Below are 16,873 nucleotides of genomic sequence, written 5' to 3'. Positions count from 1 at the left end.
CAATCTATGAATTCAAAGATATACACGCTATGTGTTATGCAGCATTCTTGTAAGGCAGATAAAAGGACGCAGCTCACCCGTAAGCACGGGATACAGCCCACCCTTCACAACTATTTAATTAGCCATGTTCTCCATTACTGCCACAATTAACATACACTACCTCTTTCGCAATTTTTTCTTGATTATAAACGATACAATTGGAATTGTCAACTTCATTTTCTGCTGTATCAGCATCCGCCACGCTGCACCGGTATTAATATCTGCAGCATGAAGATATTCCCTTCCCCGCTCACGGTAATAGTGCCATTATATTTTTCCGCCGTATACCGGATACTCTTCATCCCGTACCCGTGGTCCCGCTTGTTCTTCTTTGTTGTGACCGGAAGGCCGCCTTCAAAATGCAGTTTGTTTTCGTAATAGTTCTGTATCTGTATCATTAACAGGCTGTTCTGATTTATAATTTTGACGCTGATCACCCGTTTCTCCGGCTCTTTTAAGTCCAGCACTGCCGCTATCGCATTGTCCAGCGCATTGCCGAAAATGGCATAGATGTCTTCCAGCTTCATGAAGTCCAGTTTCGTGCCGTCCGCCATGCAGGACCACTGGATCCCGTGGTTCTTGCAGAACAGGCCCTTTTCCATCATGACCGTATCCAGCGCCTTGTTTCCGGTGTTCAGGGCGGTGTCGTAGATCATAATATCGTTCTCTATCTCATTGAAATACTCTTCCTTTTCCTTCTCATCCGTGATCTCCCGAAGTGCCCGGATCTGGTGTTTCAGATCGTGGCATTTCCGGTTAATGCTTTCAATCGTCTCGCTCGTTACCTGATACTGCTTTTTCTGCTGCCGCCACGCGGAATTGATGCCGTCGAGTTCTCTTTGCAGGCTCATCTTTTCTTTCTGGTTAATCTGCACCCAGAGTACATAGAAACAGCAGAGCCCGTCGATCACCCTGTATATGATTCTGTGCCACATTCCGGCCTCGAATCCTGCGATCGCAGAGTTATCGAGGATACTGAGAATCCAAACCAGCAGAATGATCGTAGCAATAGGGAACAGCGCCTGCCTGCTTGCCGCAAATTCTCCCTTTTCAGGCAGTTTCTTTGCGAAGAACTGATAAAAGAGCAGATAGATCACGACATAAATCAAGAGGGAGATCAGGCCGCTTTCCCCTCCTGAAATCTGGTAGATCAGATAAATATCGAATGCGATATGCTGCATCCCGCATCCGCACACGGCGCAGTAAGCCGCCTGCTGCCACGTGGCATCCAGCACGAACTTAGCAAACATGATGCAGACAACAATATAAAAGGCCCAGTATGTAAAAGGAAATGCCCCGTTTTCGGGAATGCCATAGTACAGGTTTACAAAATAGGAACTGGCGACCAGAACCCCGGCGCTTCCCCATGCCCTGACCGCAAAATGGCTCCGCTTCCTTGCCGGAACTGCGAAAATAATACAGGCCGTGAGGATCTGCACCATGTATGAAATCTTATCCCAGAACGCCATCATAAGCTAACCCCTCCCATATAATTTGCCAGTGCCTGGAGAAACTCTTTCTTCCTGGGACGGCTGATTTTCAGCCACTGCCCGCCGACCTTGATATCCTCCTTATTCACACAGTCCACATATTTCAGATTCACCAGATAGCAGTTATTGCACCGTTTAAAGGACAGCCCCGCAAGCTTATCTTCCAGCTCTTTCATGGAAGCCTTCTGTTTAAACTCCCCCTCGTCCGTATGGTAGTACAGGTAATGTCCTTCTACCTCCACGTAGTACAAATGGTCGGTAGAAAACTTCTGTATCCCGTTTGGAGTCGTGACAACGATATTCCTGCTCTTTTTATTTCCAATGATACTTAAAGCGCTCTTCATTTTCATGGCAAACGAATAGTAATTCACTGGCTTTACCACAAAATCCAGAGCCCGTACCTCGTATCCACGGATCGCCATCTGAGCCATGTTTGTCACGAATATAATGGTTACCTCATTGTCCATTTCGCGGAGTTTTTTTGCCGTGTCCAGTCCATCCATCCCGTCAAGGTCAATATCCAGACAGACGAGGGAAAAGGAATCATCATATGCCGGTAAAAATTCTTCCCCCGATGCATATGTCTGCACCTTTAGCTCTTCTCCAAGTTCTTTCTGCAATTCTATAAAATATTGAGACAGCGTCTTACGTTCCTGTTCCTCATCATCCACAACTGCGATTTTTACCATTTTATCCCCCTGCTTACGTTACCAGGACCCGGGTCTGATTTCACCCTGCCGGCTTTGTTACAGTCTTTTTGCGTACATATTTCTTTTATTATAGCAAACGGCGGAGGTAATATCCAGACACATGCACAACCTGATCCGTCATACATAAGATATTCCCTTCGCCATCTGCGCTAACTATATTATGCCTTTTTTGCGGCTTCCCCTTCCGGAAAAATTATTTTAAATACAAAGAAATAAATAATCATTGATACCCCGCCTGTAATAAATGTAACAAGCAGATTATAGACCGCCGGTGCAAAGTAGGCTTGTGCTACCGGCATCCACAGTCCGTTCACGCCGTTGCACACCAGTGAAATCAGCACCCACGCGATAAAGTACCACATGACTTGCCAGGAAATCTTTCCGTGGCTTTTGAAGGTGATGTTTCTCTGAAGCGGAAAATTAATACACTGGGCAAGGAAGGTTCCCAGTTCATAGCTGATAAAATATCCGAGCCCGCCGCCGATCACCACTTCCCCGGCAGTATTTTTTGCCACTTCATACCCGAGTATATTCCATTTATAATCAAACCCGGCGATATGCACGGGTATCTGGGGCCACATAAACTCTGTACCCGCAAGTCCGATGCCAAACAGGTAGGGGAGAAATGTGAATGCAAGATATTGAAAAATGGTAACACTCATACTAAATACCCAGAAGTAAAATATCTGGTAAATCCATTTCGCGGCTTTTGGGTGCGCCTTGCTGTAATTTCCCCACTTTTCCAGCCACCAGCCGGCCAGACCCTTTTTTTGTTTTTCTTCCATGATACGCCAACCTGCCTTATGATTGCTTTTATATTTTAATACAGGGCAAAAAAGATTTTATTCTTCTTTGACCGGCCGGATTACAGTCTGAGCTTCTCCGTATCTGCTTTTCGCAAATATGGTGATCTCTCCTGTATGATCCGGCTTTACCACTGCTATTGCTTCGCCGTAATAGGTATCGGCAGTGTCTCCCAGATAGCTTCTCGTATAATACGGGCAGGCACTTCCCAGTCCAAGGAGCGTCCCTCCTTTTACAGCAACTTTTACAGGGCCTTTCGCCAACGGTTTCACGATGCCGTTCTTATCCGTATATTTCAGCCGGACATAGCACAGCTCACCCTCTTTGAATGCCTTCTGCTCCGGTTCCAGTGTCAGGCAGGTTTCCTCTCCCGCCGTCCGGAGGGAAGTCTCGGCGATAAGCACTCCGCCTGAATCATAGGCAGCTGCTTTTATCACGCCGGCGTGGTACTTCGTATGGAATACCACCCTGCAGTCATTTTTTACAGCTTCTTTTCCCACACATTTCCCATTGATGTATAGTTTGACATGGTCTGCACGGGCATAGACTTCTACTTTGGCATCTTTCCCCTCACAGCCATTCCACGACCAGCTTTCAATGGCATTGGTCATCTTCCATGCCGACGGGGAGTGTTTCTTATCTGTATTGTTTACCGGAACCACGGCAATTCCGATCTTATCCAGTTCAAATGCCACCCTTGTATACTTCATTTCCGCAAGCGGCTTTCCGGTGAGGTCAATCCTTCCGGAACCAGCGCTTACCCATCCCATTCCGTTATCAAAACGTGGGGCGTAATCCTTATACTCCCATGAGCCGATACCCGTTTCTCCAAGGTAATCCATGCCCGCCCAGACGAAATCTCCGATAATGCGTCTGTTCTTCTTTGCTTCCTCCCAGAAACGATAGACATCCGCGCAAAATGTCTCACTCCCGAGAATCAGCCGTTTCGGGTATTTCTTCAAATCATGGCGGTACCGGAAAATACCGTAATTGTAACCTGCCACATCCATCCGGGCAAATGCATCCTTCGTCTTAAGGTCGCATGGATAGAGCGTTGCGCCGGATTTCATGAAGTTGGCGCCAAAGATGCCTGCAATTGTATTAAAAAATTCACTGCCCACTGCTTTTTTCTTCTTAGCGTCTTTCACTGCCTGTTCTGCTTTTTTGTCGCTGTACACACCGAAGCCCATAGAGCTTAAAAAGTTAAAGAAAATATTGATCCCGCAGGTCACCGGCCTTGTGCTGTCCAGCTTATGCAGCCACTGCGTCATCTTTCCACACAGCTCGATCCCCTGTTTCTGCGCCGTCTCGGATACTTCATTTCCAGTCGAATACATGATAACGGACGGATGGTTGTAGTCCCGGTCAGTGATTGCCTTCAGGTCCTCTTTATAGTGCTTCGCTACTTCTCCTGCATAGTCGTATCTTGTCTTATGGATGTACCATACATCCACATACTCATCCACCAGAAGCATCCCCTGTTCATCACAGGCATTGAGCAGTGCTTTGGAGCATGGGTTGTGCGCCGAGCGGATTGCATTGTATCCGTTTTCCTTTAAAAGCCGTACCTTCCTCTTCTCTGAGAACTCATAGGCGCAGGCGCCCAGGATGCCGTTGTCATGATGGACGCACGCTCCGCGCAGGATGATGCGCTTTCCATTGATACAGAACCCCTTTTGAGGGGTGCACTCGATCATGCGTATTCCAAACCGCTCCTCCTGCATGTCTTCCCCATATGTTACCCGGCATGTATACAGATACGGGTGTTCAGGCATCCATGTCACCGCCTCCGGAATCTCTAATTCACAGTCCAGCCTGCCCTCGGTTTCTTTCGTTACTTCGGCAATACACATTCCTTTTGCACCGTCTCCTGACATCGTGTCCAGAATCTCAACCTTTATCTGGCCTGCCGCCGATGCCTCTGCCTGAACCCGGATTCTCGGATTTTTGTAATCCAGCGTTGTGATCCGGACAGACTCCGGCCGGATGTGATTCTCAGGATATACATGCAGCCATACCGGGCGGTAAATCCCGGTGCCGGAATACCAGCGGCTGTTAGGCTGGTCACTATTTTTCACCTCTACTGTCAGCACATTGTCTGCCCCAAAAACAAGATCCTTTGTCACGTCCACATAAAATCCGGTATACCCGTAGTCATGGAATGCAATCTTCCTGTCATTCAGATAAACAGATGCCTTCCTGTATACCCCTTCAAATTCAAGGAGCAGTTTCTTATCCTTGTATTCACCAGGTACGCTGAATTGTTTTTCATAAGTATAATCCTGCGCGTCATACCAACCGGTATTAACACCGCCCGGACTGCTTTCACTCTTGCTGTCAAGGAGCATCGCATCATGGGGCACCGCTATCGCGAATGCCCCGTCCGGATGCCCTGTCCTGTAACATTTCCATCCTTCGTTAAATGCAATTTTCTGCATATGATATCCCACCTATTCCTTCACTCTTTTTAGAAAGCTGGCTATGATAGAGAGCAGCACGCTGATTCCCATGACAACCGCGATGGAAATAATCGTGTTTACCTGACTTGCATCTCCAAACATGTTGATCCCCTGAAACGCATCTACGAAGGACCCTACGGAATCCGTGAGTATCTTTACTGCTGCCACACTGTAACAGATCGTGGAGAGAACCATTACATAGTCATTATCTTTCACCATCAGCACAATATCCAGAACGATACCCGCTGCAAGTGCCGCAATAATTACGCCGTCCATACTGTTGTGCTTAGGCGCCCACATCATAAAGCGGATCACAGAGACAACCGCCGCGATTACGGCAAGGACCACAAAGTAAAATCCAGCTGATTTTGTCTGTAATTTCTCTTTCATTATTTCTGCACCTCCTCAACCTTAATAGCTGCTTTTCGTCTGCTTCGAATCAATACCGCAAGAAATAGAATCTCAAGAACGGCAAATACTGCGATTGCCGCATACATTGCCGGCTGCCACCAAGGTGTGATGGATACGACTTTAGAATCTGTGCTGTAGCCATTCATGACAGCACTGTTTGCGATAATATATAAATAATTGTGTGCGGAATCCCTGAGTTTTCCGAGGAGGTATCCGTCATCATTTGCCTTGATCTCTTTCACAAGTGCTTTTGAACTTGCGCCGCTGAAATCGAGACAGTATGTATTCGTTCCTGCTGCCAGAGTGGTTGCAAAATGAGCCTTGTACCCCTCTGCCGTAGCGACCGCATCTGTTTCCTGCTGTCCGTTAAAGCCCCACTCATTACCTAAAACTTGTGTGCAGAGTGCCGTACTTGCAGAACACCATTTCATACCGAGACGGTTAAATGCATGCATAACTGCCTGACCGCCGCCTTCTGTTAATGCCCCTTCACTGCCTCTTAAGGAACCTTCTCTGAATGCCTGCTCGTTAAAGAACACGCTGATTCCCTGACGGTTGTTCTCCTGGTCATTGCCTGTCAGGTGTTTTTCTCCGGAATGCACTCCCTTTGATTCCATTGCCTGTACTTCCTGCACGGAACAAAGATAAGTCATGACCGCATCTTCTGAATAATACTCGAAATTACGTCCCCCGAATGGAGTCCTGTGGAGGTTCGTACCCGGCATCCATATTTCGGCCATGCCCAGATACATTGCCTCTTCTGCCATCAGTTCCCCTCTTCGCTCTAATAAATCTTTGTTAAATGTTGCAGCCAGAATGTTTTCACACGGGAAGCAGCAGTCATCTCTGCCGTCGCCGTATTCTTTTTCATCAAACTTTCCGCCCGCACCGTCCGGTCCGTCACCGACAACAACTGCCGGTTTTCCAACGCTTGCGATTTCTGCTGTCCCGAAGTTATCGGCCGTCAGGACTGACAGTTCCTCCAGTGTAAACTGGTTCAGATATGTCTCCCAAGCCTCGTCATCATAGTCTTTTCCAATCAGAGTTGCAAGCGGGATATTCTGATTATCGCCCAATGTATAATCACTGATTGACAGGGCGTCTTCCGGTTTTTCATAGTAAATCCCGTTCAGCACCTCTATCATCTCATCCGTTGCTTCGATCTTCGTTGCACTCACCGGGTAAGTCGCATCCCAGTCATTTCTGGATAAATAGGTGACTGCATTCTCCTGCCAGTAGTTGATATCACAGTCCGCAAACTGGTTCGTGACCTCTTCGCCTGTATATTCAGAATTCCGGTAGGATGTGTCATCAAATGTTTCATCCCACTTATAAGCCTTATCTGCATTTCCTTCCGCTGCACTTCCAGTAACCGCAACCATGCCGGATGCCCCTTTGGCTGCAAGTATGTTATTTAATGCATCATGGGAATCATCGCCGATGGAAATGTAATGAGCGCCCCCGCTTATGATATATCCTTTGGCATTTACATAATCGTAGCTCGCCAGAAGGTATTTATCGCAGTCAATCGTCACCGTCTGGGATACTCCCGGTTCCAGTACATCTGTTTTTCCGAAATCCAGCAGCTGAACCGCAGATTTTTCTACTTTATTCGTCTTTTCATAATCCCCGTATGGAGTCTGTGCATAAACCTGGACAACGGATTTTCCGGCAGTATTGCCCGTATTTGTGACTGTCACGGCAACCTTAATGTCGTCCCCGTCTATCTCCACACCGTCCAGTTTCTGTTCAAAGGAAGTGTAGGACAGTCCATAGCCAAACGGATATTGAACCTCTTCATTGTAGTTCCAGTTTTTTCCTGTAGTGGAACCTTTTGCAGAAGCAGCATTCCCTTGTCCCAAAATGGTATCCTCATAGCGGGTTTCATAATATTTATATCCCACATAGATTCCCTCTGCCTGCACACTGTACCATGCAAGATTTTCTTCAGCATCTTCCGTATTTTGCAGTACATAGTCCAGATTCGTCCAATTCTGGTTGTTAAAGCTCCCATTGACCACTGCCGGAGCTGAAAGTGAATTGACTGCATACGTGTCGGTAAGGTGTCCTGACGGATTCGCCGCTCCGGTCAGTATGTTGGCAACACCTTCGAATCCCCTCTGCCCTGGAAGGCCGATCCAGAGGCATGCATCTACATTGTACTCGTCCAGCCAGTTGAGCTCCATCGCATTGCCGCTGTTAACCAGAACAATGGTCTTTTTAAATTTGCCAGAGTCTTTAATCATCTGGAGAAGGTCTTTCTCCTCCTGATGAAGGGCAAGCTGGCTGATTCCTGTGGGATCTTCTGTCTGAACCTCCGCACCTTCACCGCCTTCTCTGGAGAGCATAACAATTGCTACATCATTATAGTCATCCTGCCATGATTCCTGAAGCTCCTTTGTATAGAAGGAACTGTCTTCCTCTCCAAGCGCCCATTCCGTCTCTTCCTGTCCAAAGCTTGCTACTCCGCTTGAACGGGATGTGCTGCTGCTTTTGTAAGCGTCAAACAGCGTGTCATTTACTGCAAAGCCTGCATCTGTCATCGCTGTGTACAAGTCGATACAGTATTCTCCCTCATACCCACTTGATCCGGCCGAATTTGACTTGTAGAGCGGCTGTGCCACTGCATGGCCGAACAGGGTGATCCTCGTTTCCTCTGCCGAAAGCGGGAGTGCATTGTTTTCATTTTTCAGAAGGACGCTTCCCTCCTCCTGCTCCATTACGCTTTCGTCATATGTATCCGCGATTAATTTCTGAAGGTTTTCCGCGTTTAGCTCTCCATATTCACTCTCAAAATATGTCGTATTCTCTGTTTCTGAATCGCTTTCATTTACAACCTTGCTGGTAGAAATCCCGAGTGCCTGGTTAATCGTTCCCTGATAGCCCATCATACAGTTCATTCCCAGAGTTGACGCTACCAGAAAGAACGAGGTGGCCGATGCAAGACCGGTCCACAATCTGCTGCGTTTCATAAATGTTGTCCTCCCTAATTATCCTTTTTTCCTATATCAGCGCTGATATATCCTTTTGGCATAAGATTGCAGTAATTACTTTGCACAAAACTTATGCTTTTATTTTAAATAAATTTAACAATTTGACAATAGGTTGTTCACGAATTGTCATCTTGGAGGACATAACCTGCAATTCAATCCTTTTCCGGAAGTCAAACAGGCATACCTCCTGAGAGATATGCCTGTTTAACCTAAATCTTATGAAATATAAAAACAGTACTAACATTACATTTTTGTCTATTCCCCGGTCAGCTCAGCCATGATACGCCGCATGACTTCCGCTTCTGTTCCTGAAACCTTGTCTTCCTTGATTTTTGAACGTATATACTGCACGGTGTAATCGTTATAGAAAATAAGCTCACGATATTCTACCGGATGTGCCTGTATGATATCTTGTGGACTCAACATTTCATCTGGTGACGCCATAATCACATCGAATAGTTTTTCTAAAATCCGGGCCGTGTCCACATCGCCATACTCTACAATCTGCGTATAGCAGTCCTGTATCTGTGAAACCGCATACTTCTGCGTATCCAGCGCCTCTTCTGCCACCTCCGGCGGGAGGGCCGCAAAACGTTCCCTGATACTGGGCTCATTATAATCCCCGTCCTGAGGCACCCAATAATCTGTGAGATTGTAAGAACCATCTGAAGCCACGTCAAAGCTCAGCACTGCCGGCATGGAACTTGCACCTACAAGTGTGAACGGCTCCTCGTCATAGCTGACTGACTGTTCACATACCATTGCATAAACCTCTTTTGTTTCAATCGTCTTTCCTGTCTTTTCGTCCGTACGTTCCCCTGACAGCTCAGCCAGAGTCACATGGCTTTCACATTGAAAATCAACTTCTTCTCTGTCGTCTTTCCAATACTCAAGTATTGCTTCTTTAACAGCTACTTCCAGTGCATCCACTTTCTGAATCTTTTCTTTTGGATTTGTCATGAAACATACTGCCACAGCCGTGCATACAATTACTGCTGCAATCAGCATCCACAATACTGGTTTTTTATAATTCAGAACATTTTTAACTCTCTGTCTGATGTTTCCTTCACCAAATGCCAGCGGACAGATTGCCGGTGTATGATGCCCGCTTCCAAAAGAAAGCAGCGTCATAGAATAGGATTTCCTTTCGTCCACCCCCATATTTCTGACCGCACTCTCATCACAGGCCACTTCGATATCACGGCATAGCAGGATATATGCTGCCCATATGGCCGGATTAAACCAATACACTGTTAAGACTAAAAATCCTATCGGTTTTGTCCAGTGATCATGCCGGCGTATATGGGCCTTCTCATGTGCTATTACGTATTTCATCTTTGCAGAACTCATGTGGAAGGGCAGGTAAATCCGGGGACGGATCATCCCCAATACGAAAGGAGACCTGACGCGCTCACTCTGCCATACATTTCCGCGCACCCGCACGGCCGTCCTCATTATGGCCTTTAGTATAAAAAAACTACAAACCATATATAACAACATGAGTGCCATCCCGATCAGCCAGATGACAGACACGATATATGTAATAATCTGCAGTGGGTCTGCACTGGATGCAGGATCGGGTGCAAACTGCCGTGACAGGACCGGGTTCATAATCTGGTTAACTACATCAATCCCGCTGCTGATTGCCGGCTGTTCCATATGAACAAAATTCTCCGGTATCGTCTGGGCACTTGGAATAAGACTGAGAATGCTCTCAATTGAAAACGGAAAAATAAGCCGGATGCCAACTAAGCCCCAGAGTACACAGGTAACCCACCTTGGCGCTTTCTTTAACGGGAAACGTAAAAGCATCACTGCAAAAATCATCCAGCTGCCTGCAATACTCATGTTCAGAAGTTGTAAAAAAACTGCCTCCATGCTTATTCCTCCTCATAAGAATCAATCATTCGGCGGATTTCCTCTATCTGTTCTGATGACAGCTTTTTGTGTCTTGTAAATGCCGAAACAAATGCGGGAAGTGAGCCTTCAAAGGTTTTCTCCAACAGTTCATCAATTTCCGCTGCCTGCACCTCGTCTTTTGAAATGAGAGATGTTACAACGGCATTTTCATTCTTCAAAACGCCGCGTTCCGAAAGACGGCGGATGACTGTATAGGTTGTTGCCTTGGACCAGCCCAGCTTTTCTTTACAGAGCTTAACAAGCTGTGTGCTCCCAACGGGTTCATTCTCCCACAGAATCAGACAGAAACGGTATTCGCTTTCAAAAACTTTCGGTGTATCCATTGGTTCATCCTCCTTGTGGGTTTAATTTATTCAACCTTTATTGTGAGTTTAACACATTAAACCCAGATGCGTCAATCTTATTTTAGATAAAAAATGGGCGCTTAAGAATCCATCATATCTTTAAAGACACTCTGTCATACTTTAAACGCTCATTTTTGTTGATTTTATATTTGTATCATTATAAAAACTTAATCTATAATCTTCACTGTCTCAATTACCGGCTGGTTTTCTGCCGCAACGGTGCCGTTGCCATCCTCTACTTTTGTATCTTCACAAATTTTATCCACGATCTCCATGCCTTCTGTCACATGCCCGAATGCCGCGTACTCTCCGTCTAATGAGTCTGTGTCTTCATGCATGATAAAGAACTGGGAACTGGCACTGTCATAGTCCCGGGACCGGGCCATCGAGATGACTCCGCGTTCATGTGAGATCGGATTTTCCACACCATTCGACGAAAATTCACCCTTTATTGTCTTACCGGAACCCCCTGTCCCATTTCCCTGTGGGTCTCCGCCCTGAATCATGAAACCGGAAATGATCCTGTGAAATGTAAGGCCGTCATAAAATCCGTCATTCGCCAGATCTACAAAGTTCGTCACTGTGACCGGTGCTGTATCTGCATCTAATTCTACCTTTATTGTGCCGTAATCCTTCACGGTTATCTCCGCATGATGCTTTCCTGACAGGAGGTCTGCATTGCTCTGGTCTTCCTGACTCTGCTGTGCCTGCTCTTCTGGTTCCTGTTCTGTCTTTGACTGACAGCCGGCAAGTGAGAATGCAGCCAGCATAATGGCTGAGATTATTAATATTTTTTTCTTCATTTGTCATATCCTTTCTGCTTCTTAATATACTTTATTTTATCTTCTTTATTTTTTGATTTGTAATGATATTTTTGATAAGAGATAACATTATACTCTCACCTCCAACTCATTACTGAAGTGTTCCATTGTTCTTGCCATTCAACTTCATTTACTATTGCCTCAAACACAGGTTCAAGGAATGCCTGAATTTCTTCAATCACAACAGTAAACTCAAGCTTATCATCTTTAATGTTCTTCAAGAAATATTTCCACCGCTTTCGCATATCTTCATCTTCGGCAAGTGCAACAATCCGCTTGAAACTATTGCTCTCATAGGGAGTGCCACGCCGCTGCAAAGTTTCAAAAATTGCAGTCTGCAATTTTGCCCCATTGAAATCAAAAGTCCTAGCCAGATAGCAGATGTCGTAAAAATCTTTCATTCTCCCCGTCAGTTCAAAGCGTTGCAGGATTGCATCAAATTTTTCGGCGATAGTACTTTCAAGGGAGTAGGTCTTGATAACAGGAACTTCAAAGCCTGGAAGCTGTGTATTGATTTTACGCTGTTCTGCCCTGGGCACAATAATATCACCCACACCTATATCAACATTGAAGGGGACCCTCACATTTTTTATTTGCCCAATAATTTGTGTACTGATACCGTGATATTTTCTTTGCGGTGAGATCTCCTCAAAACCTTTCGCAGTCATCACGATATAATCATTACCTGTAGGTGTTTCAATGATTTTACTAATCAGCTCTTTAATATTGTCCATTGAATTTGAATAACCCCGGAGCAGGAAATCAACATCAATGGTAGCCCGGCTCTCAAAGTTTGTAAGTGTGTAAATAAACAGACCTCCTTTGAGAATGAGGTTATCCTCACATCCAGATTTTGAAAGTCTCCGCAGAAATTCCTCCTGTACAAAAAGCTGTAAACACTGTTGATAACTAATGCCAGAAGCTTTTGCTTTGTTTCTTAGTTTTGCAAGAACGGAAGCCGCTTTATCGGCCATTACAACCACACTCCAATCAAATCCCTAACTCGTTTTTGTACCCGCAATACTTTGGCATACTCCATAAGGTTGGGGATATTTTTTTTCGGGTCTTTTACATATCCTTGTATTGCCTTATTAAAAATTTCTTTATCCATCTTATTCATATTCCTCAATACATCACAAATGGTTCGGTCACGATCATAAATACAAACATCAATAAAATCAATTTTTCCTGTGGTTTCTCCAAGCGTAACCAGTTCTGGCTCAACACGATATGCCTTAATAAATGGATAATCAATTTTAGTACGCTGCCTTGAGACATTTTTATTAATAGCTAAATTCCATTCGGCAGGATTTCTATCGCTGTATTTGTAATAAAAGAGTGCTGTTTCCATACAAAGCACCGCATCGGGAAACAGACGATTGATGATTACAATATCACTTTCTCCAAAATTTTCAGTCCAATAATAGTAGCCACGCTTCACTCTTTCAATTAAGCCTTCATCTATAAGCCGTTTTATATCTGCGTAATATAGCTTTGCAGATGTAAGTTCTGCGGTAGTCATAATATAGTTATGTTGCCTGAATAGTTTTCTTAATATCTCGTTATCCTTTTCTTGAACCATTCTCCCACCTCTACTTAACCACACCTAAATTCACCATCAATGGTGTGGTTTAATATATTATATTCGTTTTTTCCTCTAAAGTCAACGATAGTAAAGGGAGCTGCTACACCGCTGATGTCATTCATCAGCCGGTACAGCAGCTCCCTTTCGCTTTCCTGTATCTGTTAAATCTTATTGGTCATAACTCGTTTTAAGATTCTTCCTGTCCACTTGTTGACTCAACACTCACTTTCGCCTTTTTCTTCCTGAATCTGCGTACAGTCAGCACAGCCATGCCAAGGATCAGCAGCGGGCAGATGATGTTGATCGCCAGTCTCACTTTATCCACCAGTGTCATCGTATCTTTAAATACACTTCCCGGCATTGCGCCGTTCATCGCTTTGGAGTTGGCTATGGTATAGAGCATGCGGTGCATGGCTTCTCTTCCATAGTGGTATACAGCCGGGTCATTTTCATCGAAGTCGAACCGGGCGGATTCTTTCGCATAAGTCAGTTTCCCGTCTGCCCCGGATTCGATCATCTGGTATCCATCCATGAATACGCCTGTGTTTGCGTTATCTGTCAGGACAAATCCATTGAATGCCCATTCGTCTCTTAAGATTCCTGTGATCAGCGGATAGGACGCGCCAGTCCATGTATATCCCACACGGTTAAATGCTGTCATGACCGCCTGGCAGGCACGGATTTCCCGGGTTGCGTTTTCGTATGTCCCGTCGTCATTTTTCCGGATATAGTTCAACTCTACGTCACCGTTCTTCATGCACATTTCAAATGGAGTCAGGTAAATCTCCCGTGCCGCCTGTTCGTTCAGCCAGGTGCAGACTGCAAACTGCCCCTCTCTGTCACCGCGGTGGTTTTCCTGATCGTTAAATGCGAAATGTTTGATATATGTATACATGCCCTTGGATGCGGCCCCGTATACTTCCTGTGAAGCAACCGTTCCTGAAAGGAAGGCATCCTCAGAGTAATACTCCCCGTTTCTGCCGGAAAACGGTGTGCGGTGGATGTTCATGGACGGGGCGTACCATCCTTCAGCGCCGCCAATCAGTGCTTCATTCCCGATCATTGTCCCATATTCCAGTGCAAGGTCCTGATTCCATGTCTGTGCCAGTGTCATCATATTCGGGAACATTGCCCCGGTACCGCCGTAAATCAGTCCTGACGCGGTGTCTGCATCAACACAGAACGGTTTGTTGACGGATTCCAGAAAATCTGTCCCGTAACCGGATTGTGCAATCATTGTAAAGTAATCCTCTGCCGTCAGCTGGTCTAAAAGATCCTCCCAGAGAGCATCATCGAAGTCCAGACCACGCATATCGATCAGTGATAACCCATTGTCTTTTCCATACACGATTTCATCGTCAAAACTCTTAGGATCCACAGGGCTTAAGGAGTCAAAGGAGTCGATCTTAGCGAGCAGTTCACTGCTGACCGTCTTCCCGTAGACAAACGAAGCCGGATTGCCTTCTTTATCTGTCCCGTTGATTTCATTTCCCCACGTGCTGACCTGATCCATCGCCTCGCCGTCATGCTCCGGCCATGTTCCCTGCCAGTCATTTCTGGAAAGATATGTCACATCGCCTGCCGCCTCATCGAACAGGTTGCTGATTTCCTGACCGCTGTAGGAATCTTTTGCATAGGTAACTGTATCTACATCTGGATTTTCAGGTACATAAACTGCTGTCATTTCCGCATTTCCCTGCGCTGTCATTTTCTGTACATCAGCATTTCCTTTTGCTGCAAGAATATTATTGACTGCATCATGGGCATTTCTGCCCGCCGTAATATAATAATCTCCGGCATCTAAAATGTAAGTTTTTGCAGCCTTATAGTCATATGCTTTTAATTGTTCTTCCTTAAATGTGACAGTTACCGTCTGCGCCTCGCCGGGTGCAAGTTCCTCGGTCTTAGCATAGCCGGCAAGCTGTACCGATGCTTTTTCCACACCATTGGCCTTATCATATTCCGTGTATGGGCTCTGGGCATAGATTTCTACCACATCTTTGCCGGAAACGTCTCCCGTATTCTTTACATCAACCGTGACTGTGCACGTGTCTTTGTCCCATGCCGTTTTGAAGTTCTCCCACTGGAATTCTGTGTAGGATAATCCGTAGCCGAAAGGATAGCAGACTTCCGATACATAGTCAAACTCCCCTGCATTCCCCTGACCAAGCACGGTGTCTTCGTATCTCGTCTCATAATATTTGTAGCCTACATAAATGCCTTCTGCATAGCTGACATAATTATATTTTGTGACCGTTCCGTCTTCATTGTAATACGCATAATCCCCGAAATTCTGTGCTGCCGGTGATGCCAGTGCATCTGCCGCAAATGTATCCACAGTACGACCTGAGGGATTGACTTTCCCTGTCAGTACATCTGTGACTGAATCCATACTGCCCGGGGCATAGATCACGGAATGAATATTCGGGTACTCAGCCAGCCAGTCCAGTTCCAGTGCCGCATTTGAATTCACGACAAGTACGGTGTTGTCATAATTATCATTCAAATACTGCAGGATTTCTCTTTCCGAAGAATCCGGCTCCAGATAGCTTCTCTCTTTATCTTCCTGACTGTCTGCATGGTTATACATGGAACGGGGCATATCGCGGCCCTCGCCTGCCACCCTTTTCAGAACATAAACCGGAACCGTATCCTTTACACTGTCCAGTGCTTCCTTCGAAATCTCTGACAGCGGACACTCGTTGATCCGGAAATCCTCGGCATCACCGAAACTGATGGAACCACTTGCAAGTCCGTAATCCTTACCTGCCCCCTCGGCATAGAACTGCCAGAGTGTATCGTTGATTTTCGCTCCCTTTTCCTCATATACATCCCTGAGGCCGGTTCCGCCTCCCAGCATACCTCCGCCTACGGTCAGTTTTGCTGTGTTCGCACTAAAAAAACTAAAAGTAGAGTCTTCCGACAACGGCAACATATTCTCTTCGTTTTTCAGAAGGACAATCCCCTCCTGAGAAATCCGCCCGGACAGGTCTGCCTCCGCATCGCCGATCTCGTCTTCTGTATAGTCTGCCTTGTTATAGTTTAAGTCCAGACCTTCTGTTTCCGCTTTCGAGTTGTCGATTGTCTTGTCTACATCACCCAGAATGCAATTTACCATCCTGTCGTTTGACGCAAGCACAGTATTGGCTGCCACCATCAGCACAACCAGTACAATGGCAAGGACGCCTGAAATAATCGTGCGGATTACCTTACCGAACATTTTTCCTTCCTTTTTCTCTTTCCTCTTCATGATTTCCTCCTTTAAACCTGTTTCATCCCACCGGAGCGTTCCTGCCG

General features: G+C 45.9%; 12 protein-coding genes. All 12 read right to left on the bottom strand.

The features are described from left to right. Positions 1–227: 227 nt before the first annotated feature. Positions 228–1,511, bottom strand: a complete 1,284-nt coding sequence (locus tag A8806_RS24215; protein ID WP_242996262.1) for an ATP-binding protein — start codon at positions 1,509–1,511, stop codon at positions 228–230. Beyond that, positions 1,508–2,218: a LytR/AlgR family response regulator transcription factor gene (locus tag A8806_RS24210; protein ID WP_109733736.1), complete on the bottom strand. Its 711-nt coding sequence runs from the start codon at positions 2,216–2,218 to the stop codon at positions 1,508–1,510. The genes A8806_RS24215 and A8806_RS24210 overlap by 4 nt, the downstream gene beginning before the upstream one ends. Before the next feature lie 179 nt (positions 2,219–2,397). Next, complete coding sequence (locus A8806_RS24205; protein WP_109733735.1) at positions 2,398–3,024, bottom strand: hypothetical protein; 627 nt, start codon at positions 3,022–3,024, stop codon at positions 2,398–2,400. A 57-nt stretch (positions 3,025–3,081) separates the two neighbouring features. After that, positions 3,082–5,481, bottom strand: coding sequence for a glycoside hydrolase family 2 TIM barrel-domain containing protein (locus A8806_RS24200; protein WP_109733734.1), 2,400 nt, complete (start codon positions 5,479–5,481; stop codon positions 3,082–3,084). A gap of 12 nt (positions 5,482–5,493) precedes the next feature. Next, on the bottom strand, positions 5,494–5,892 hold the full coding sequence (locus A8806_RS24195; protein WP_109733733.1) for a hypothetical protein: 399 nt from the start codon (positions 5,890–5,892) through the stop codon (positions 5,494–5,496). Continuing rightward, positions 5,892–8,885, bottom strand: a complete 2,994-nt coding sequence (locus A8806_RS24190; protein ID WP_109733732.1) for a glycoside hydrolase family 3 protein — start codon at positions 8,883–8,885, stop codon at positions 5,892–5,894. Before A8806_RS24190 ends, A8806_RS24195 begins: the two co-directional genes overlap by 1 nt. 276 nt (positions 8,886–9,161) lie before the next feature. Continuing rightward, complete coding sequence (locus A8806_RS24185; RefSeq protein ID WP_109733731.1) at positions 9,162–10,784, bottom strand: M56 family metallopeptidase; 1,623 nt, start codon at positions 10,782–10,784, stop codon at positions 9,162–9,164. Between the two features lie 2 nt (positions 10,785–10,786). Then, positions 10,787–11,149: a BlaI/MecI/CopY family transcriptional regulator gene (locus tag A8806_RS24180; protein WP_109733730.1), complete on the bottom strand. Its 363-nt coding sequence runs from the start codon at positions 11,147–11,149 to the stop codon at positions 10,787–10,789. A 188-nt stretch (positions 11,150–11,337) separates the two neighbouring features. Further along, positions 11,338–11,973, bottom strand: coding sequence for a peptidylprolyl isomerase (locus A8806_RS24175; RefSeq protein WP_109733729.1), 636 nt, complete (start codon positions 11,971–11,973; stop codon positions 11,338–11,340). Positions 11,974–12,068: 95 nt separating this feature from the next. Beyond that, positions 12,069–12,965, bottom strand: coding sequence for a nucleotidyl transferase AbiEii/AbiGii toxin family protein (locus tag A8806_RS24170; protein ID WP_109733728.1), 897 nt, complete (start codon positions 12,963–12,965; stop codon positions 12,069–12,071). Next, a complete protein-coding gene (locus A8806_RS24165) occupies positions 12,965–13,573 on the bottom strand; it encodes a type IV toxin-antitoxin system AbiEi family antitoxin domain-containing protein (RefSeq protein WP_109733727.1) in 609 nt (202 codons plus the stop codon). The genes A8806_RS24170 and A8806_RS24165 overlap by 1 nt, the downstream gene beginning before the upstream one ends. Before the next feature lie 190 nt (positions 13,574–13,763). Continuing rightward, the gene (locus tag A8806_RS24160; protein ID WP_109733726.1) at positions 13,764–16,826 is read right to left on the bottom strand and encodes a glycoside hydrolase family 3 N-terminal domain-containing protein; all 3,063 of its coding nucleotides are present in this window, start codon (positions 16,824–16,826) and stop codon (positions 13,764–13,766) included. Positions 16,827–16,873 lie beyond the last annotated feature (47 nt).

Source organism: Faecalicatena orotica (assembly GCF_003149245.1).
Taxonomy (GTDB): Bacteria; Bacillota; Clostridia; order Lachnospirales; family Lachnospiraceae; genus Faecalicatena_A; species Faecalicatena_A orotica.
Note: the sequence above shows the minus strand (reverse complement) of the source record. Positions and strands in the feature narration are given on the sequence as shown.

Excerpts from the sequence above, each read along its gene's own strand:
- A8806_RS24190 (WP_109733732.1), bottom strand. The coding sequence starts at position 8,885 with ATGAAACGCAGCAGATTGTGGACCGGTCTTGCATCGGCCACCTCGTTC.
- A8806_RS24215 (WP_242996262.1), bottom strand. The coding sequence starts at position 1,511 with ATGATGGCGTTCTGGGATAAGATTTCATACATGGTGCAGATCCTCACG.
- A8806_RS24195 (WP_109733733.1), bottom strand. The coding sequence starts at position 5,892 with ATGAAAGAGAAATTACAGACAAAATCAGCTGGATTTTACTTTGTGGTC.
- A8806_RS24200 (WP_109733734.1), bottom strand. The coding sequence starts at position 5,481 with ATGCAGAAAATTGCATTTAACGAAGGATGGAAATGTTACAGGACAGGG.
- A8806_RS24180 (WP_109733730.1), bottom strand. The coding sequence starts at position 11,149 with ATGGATACACCGAAAGTTTTTGAAAGCGAATACCGTTTCTGTCTGATT.
- A8806_RS24165 (WP_109733727.1), bottom strand. The coding sequence starts at position 13,573 with ATGGTTCAAGAAAAGGATAACGAGATATTAAGAAAACTATTCAGGCAA.
- A8806_RS24205 (WP_109733735.1), bottom strand. The coding sequence starts at position 3,024 with ATGGAAGAAAAACAAAAAAAGGGTCTGGCCGGCTGGTGGCTGGAAAAG.
- A8806_RS24210 (WP_109733736.1), bottom strand. The coding sequence starts at position 2,218 with ATGGTAAAAATCGCAGTTGTGGATGATGAGGAACAGGAACGTAAGACG.
- A8806_RS24170 (WP_109733728.1), bottom strand. The coding sequence starts at position 12,965 with ATGGCCGATAAAGCGGCTTCCGTTCTTGCAAAACTAAGAAACAAAGCA.
- A8806_RS24185 (WP_109733731.1), bottom strand. The coding sequence starts at position 10,784 with ATGGAGGCAGTTTTTTTACAACTTCTGAACATGAGTATTGCAGGCAGC.
- A8806_RS24160 (WP_109733726.1), bottom strand. The coding sequence starts at position 16,826 with ATGAAGAGGAAAGAGAAAAAGGAAGGAAAAATGTTCGGTAAGGTAATC.
- A8806_RS24175 (WP_109733729.1), bottom strand. The coding sequence starts at position 11,973 with ATGAAGAAAAAAATATTAATAATCTCAGCCATTATGCTGGCTGCATTC.